2 protein-coding genes and 1 rRNA gene are annotated in these 4,894 nt (G+C 28.2%); all 3 read right to left on the minus strand.

Features of this window, described 5'->3' with window-relative positions; translation table 11 throughout:
• Positions 1-114, minus strand: a 16S ribosomal RNA gene (locus tag AAT22_RS17220); the annotation flags it as partial.
• Positions 115-771: 657 nt separating this feature from the next.
• Positions 772-1,932 carry a glucose-1-phosphate adenylyltransferase gene (locus AAT22_RS17225; protein WP_016209174.1) on the minus strand — a complete coding sequence of 387 codons (1,161 nt, stop codon included), beginning with the start codon at positions 1,930-1,932 and terminating at the stop codon, positions 772-774.
• Positions 1,933-2,128: 196 nt separating this feature from the next.
• Positions 2,129-4,564 (minus strand): glycogen/starch/alpha-glucan phosphorylase, encoded by a 2,436-nt coding sequence (locus AAT22_RS17230; RefSeq protein WP_047002152.1) that lies wholly within the window; start codon positions 4,562-4,564, stop codon positions 2,129-2,131.
• Between the last annotated feature and the right edge of the window lie 330 nt (positions 4,565-4,894).

Raw genomic sequence — 4,894 nt, forward strand, 5'->3', positions numbered from 1 at the left:
TTACTCACCCGTCCGCCGCTAGGTTCATCCCCGAAGGGAATCTCCTCGCTCGACTTGCATGTGTTAGGCACGCCGCCAGCGTTCGTCCTGAGCCAGGATCAAACTCTCAATAAAAAGTTTAATCTGTCTCAAATTACTTTGAGTCTTAGTTTTAAGACTTCTAAAAGAATTGCTGGTTTATTTTACTTAACTTATTTTCTGTTCAATTTTCAAAGACCATTTTCTTCATCGCTTTTAAGCGACTTCATTATCTTACTATCTTTATATTAATCTGTCAACTTATTTTTTTATTGACTTTTAAATAACTTTGTAAGACGTTTTGTCCCTTAGGACATAGAGTATAATATCATGCTATATTTTTTTTACATATAGTTTATATCGCTAAATATTTGAATTAACCCCATATTATTTATTACTATATAAGAATTTCTTTATTTTTCTTATATTGATACAGGTGGATTAGTTGTCCTTTGCTTATGTTATATTTTGTAAGTTCTATTATAAAAAATATCTAATAGCTTTATCGATAAGTATTTTTAGCTATTAGATATTTTTTATTTTATTTGCATATTATTTTTTCAGGATTCAAAAATTTATTTTTCAACTGAATTTTATTAATACATATATTTAATATCATTTTCATTTTTCTCTATAAAAATCTCATTGTTTTTCAATATCATATTCTTAATAGTATTCCATGATTTTTCTTTAGTGAGCATCACTACGAATTTACTATTTTTATAATCCCTTTGAACTATATCTTCTTTAAATCTATAATACTTCAGCTGGCTCTAATGTAGTTCCAACTTCAAGTTCTTCTTTAGATGCTATAACTGCTATTTTATTTCCATCGCCAATTTTACATCCTCTTCTTATTATTGCATTATTACCTACTATAGCTTTATTTATTACTACATTATCTTCTACTATAGTATCAGGCATAATTACAGAATCCCTTATTATTGAATTCTTTCCTATACTCACTCCTTGAAATAATATTGAGTGTTCTACCTTTCCCTGAACTATGCATCCTTCAACTATTAAAGATTCTTTAACTTCTGAATCACTTCCTATATATTGTGCTGGTCTTGCTATATTTTCAGAGTATATCTTCCAATCCTTATCGTATAAGCTTAGCTTGTTATTAGAACTTAATAAATCCATATTAGCTTCCCATAGACTTCTTATAGTTCCTACGTCCTTCCAATACCCTTTAAACGGATATGCTACTAATCTCATATTCTTCTTTAACATATTAGGTATTATATCTTTTCCAAAATCATTACTTGAATTTATATCATTTTCATCTTCTTTCAAAAAGTCTTTTAATATATCCCATTTAAAAATATATATTCCCATAGATGCTTTTGTACTTTTAGGCTCTCTTGGCTTTTCTTCGAATTCATATATTGATAGATCGCTTCTTGTATTCATTATTCCAAATCTACTAGCCTCTTCTATAGGCACATCTATTACAGCTATTGTAGCATCTGCTTCTTTCTGCTTATGAAACTCTAACATATCATCATAATTCATTTTATATATATGATCTCCTGACAATATCAATATATATTCTGGATTATATCTATCTACATATTCTATATTTTGATAAATAGCATTTGCAGTTCCCTTATACCATTTACCACCCTTTTCCTCCTGGTATGGCGGCAATATTCTTACTCCCCCATCTCTTCTGTCCAAATCCCAAGGTGCTCCTATTCCTATATGCGCATTTAATTCTAATGGTTTATATTGAGTTAAAACTCCAACTGTATATATACCGGAATTAGAACAATTGCTTAATGGGAAATCAATAATTCTATATTTTCCTCCAAAGGGTACAGCTGGTTTTGCTAATCTCTTTGTTAATACTCCTAATCTTGACCCTTGTCCTCCAGCCAGAATCATTGCTACAATTTCTTTTCTCCCCATCTATCATACTCCCCCCTAATTCATTTATATAAATTTTATTAAACTATCAAATCATCTTTATATAATAAATATGAGTAAGATATAAATTATATGTTAAGTAAAAAGATTTTTTACAAAAAAGTGGACATATGTAAATTTTCTTATCCCGTTGCTCTAATACGAATCAACGTAAACTTACATATGCCCAATTAAAAACTTATAAATTCTTATACAATACATCTGAACCCCAAATTCCAGTTGCGTATTCCTTTATTGTTCTATCTGATGAAAATATACCTGAGTGAGCTATATTTACTCCACAGATTCTTTGCCAATTAAGTTTATTACCATATAATTCATTTACTATTTCTTGAGCTCTTATATAACTATCAAAATCCTTTAATACAAAAAACTCATCATTATATTTTAATAAACTATCATATATTGCTCTGAATTTTTCTCTATCATATGAATAAGTTCCATCTACAAGGTTATCTATAATTCTTTTTATTCTATTATCACTATTATATATATCCCAAGATGAATATCCTCCATTATTATGATAATCTAAAACTTCATTTGCTGTTAGTCCAAATATAACTATATTTTCTTCTTTGACTTCATCTTTTATTTCTATATTAGCGCCATCTAATGTTGCTATAGTTAATGCTCCATTCATCATAAACTTCATATTAGAGGTTCCTGAGGCTTCCTTCGTAGTTGTTGAAATTTGCTCACTTAAATCTGTTGCCGGAATTATTTTTTCTGCTAATGAAACTCTATAATTTTCCATCATAATAACTTTAATTTTATCTTTTACTATTGGATCATTATTTATTTTATTTGCTATTGATGTTATAAGTTCTATTGTATTCTTTGCCAAAATATAACCTGGGGCTGCTTTTCCTGCAAAGATAAATGTTCTTGGATTTATATCCATATTAGGATTTTCTATTAATTTATTATATAAATCCATTATTCTTAAACAATTTAATGTTTGTCTTTTATATGCATGAATTCTTTTCACTTGGACATCAAAAATAGAATTTGGATCTACCTTTATTCCATACGAACCGTATATTTCTTTAGATAATTTAACTTTATTATTTAATTTTATATTCCTCAGCTTACCCAATACATTATTATCACTTAAATACTTTTCAAAGTTCAATAAATCCATTGGATGTTTTATGAATCCCTCTCCTATTGTCTCTTTTAATAAATTTGCTAAATCTGGATTACTTTTTAATAGCCATCTTCTATGAGTTATTCCATTAGTTTTGTTATTAAATTTGTTGGGGTATAGATAATAGAAATCTGACATTTCCTTTTTCTTAAGTATTTCCGTATGAAGTTTTGCTACCCCATTCACACTATGGCTACCTACTATAGCTAGATTGGCCATTCTCACAAACCCATCAGCAATTATAGCCATTCTAGAAATCTTGTCCCATTGTCCAATATATTTATTCCAAAGATCTTTACAATGTCTTTCATTTATTTCATGTATAATCATATATATTCTTGGTAATATCTTTTTAAACATATTTATAGGCCATTTTTCTAATGCTTCTGCTAAAATAGTATGATTAGTATAGGAAATTGTATTTTGTGTTATCCTCCATGCTTCTTCCCATGATAATTTTTCTTCGTCTAATAGTATTCTCATGAGTTCTGGAATAGCTAATGTTGGATGTGTGTCATTTATATGAATAGATATTTTTTCATCTAACTCATATATATTACTATTATATTTTTTATAATGTCTCACAATACTTTGTAATCCCGCAGATACAAAAAAATATTGTTGCTTCAATCGCAGAATTTTCCCTTCATAGAAAGAATCTTCTGGATATAAGACTAATGATATAGACTCAACAGAATTTTTGTATTCTATGGCCTTTAGAAATTCACCTCTACTAAATGATGAAAAATCAAATTCATTACTTACAGGCTCTGCTGACCATAATCTTAAAGTATTTACTACCTCATTTTCATATCCTGTGATTGGTGTATCATATGGAATTGCTAGTATGGATTCATAATTGACTTGAGTAAATGTTAATTTCCCATCAATTGTTTCCATTTTTACATCTCCACCAAACTTCACTATTTCAGATTTATCTCTTTTTTGTATTTCCCATACATTACCTGATCTTAGCCAATTATCAGATAGCTCTACTTGCTTGCCATCAATTATCTTTTGTTCAAAAAAACCATACTTATATCTTATTCCACAACCATGTCCAGGTATATTTAATGATGCCATAGAATCTAAAAAACATGCAGCAAGTCTACCCAAGCCTCCGTTCCCTAATCCTTGATCTTGTTCTAAATTTTCAAGCTCATTTAAGTCTATATTTAATTCCAAGAGAGCTTCCCTACAAATATCTCGTATTCCTAAATTCATTAATGAACTCCCTAATAGCCTTCCAAGCAAAAACTCCATTGAGAAATAATATACCTGTTTTTCTCCAGTTTCTTTATATTTATTATTTGTATTTAGCCACTCTTTAGCAACATAATCTCTAATTAAACTACCTAAAGCTTCATATTGCTGCTCCTTAGTTCCATCTTCTAGCTCTTTACCATTTATCTCTAGGAACTTTCTCTTATAATCTTTTTTTAAGGAATTCTTATTTATATATATCATTGAATCCTCCTCTCCTAATAGACTAACATTACTATTAACTATATAAAGATAACTCCATTTATAAGCTCTATTAATTTTATTGAGTTTTTAAATTTATTTTCCAATAAAACTACTTCTCGCTTTTAGTATATATTTATTAATATGCAATAGTTTATAAAATTGATTTAAACACAACTCTTAATCCAAATTTATTTTTATATTCCTTTATTTAATTATGAAGCAAGTATTTATAATATACTTTAAACTTATGAGAATTATTAAATAGTATTCTTAGAAATAATTTTTTATATGAATTTATTATTTAAAACAAAAAAAGGGGCTGTCGCACTA

This window comes from Clostridium sp. C8 (assembly GCF_001010885.1).
GTDB classification, from domain to species: Bacteria; Bacillota; Clostridia; order Clostridiales; family Clostridiaceae; genus Clostridium; species Clostridium sartagoforme.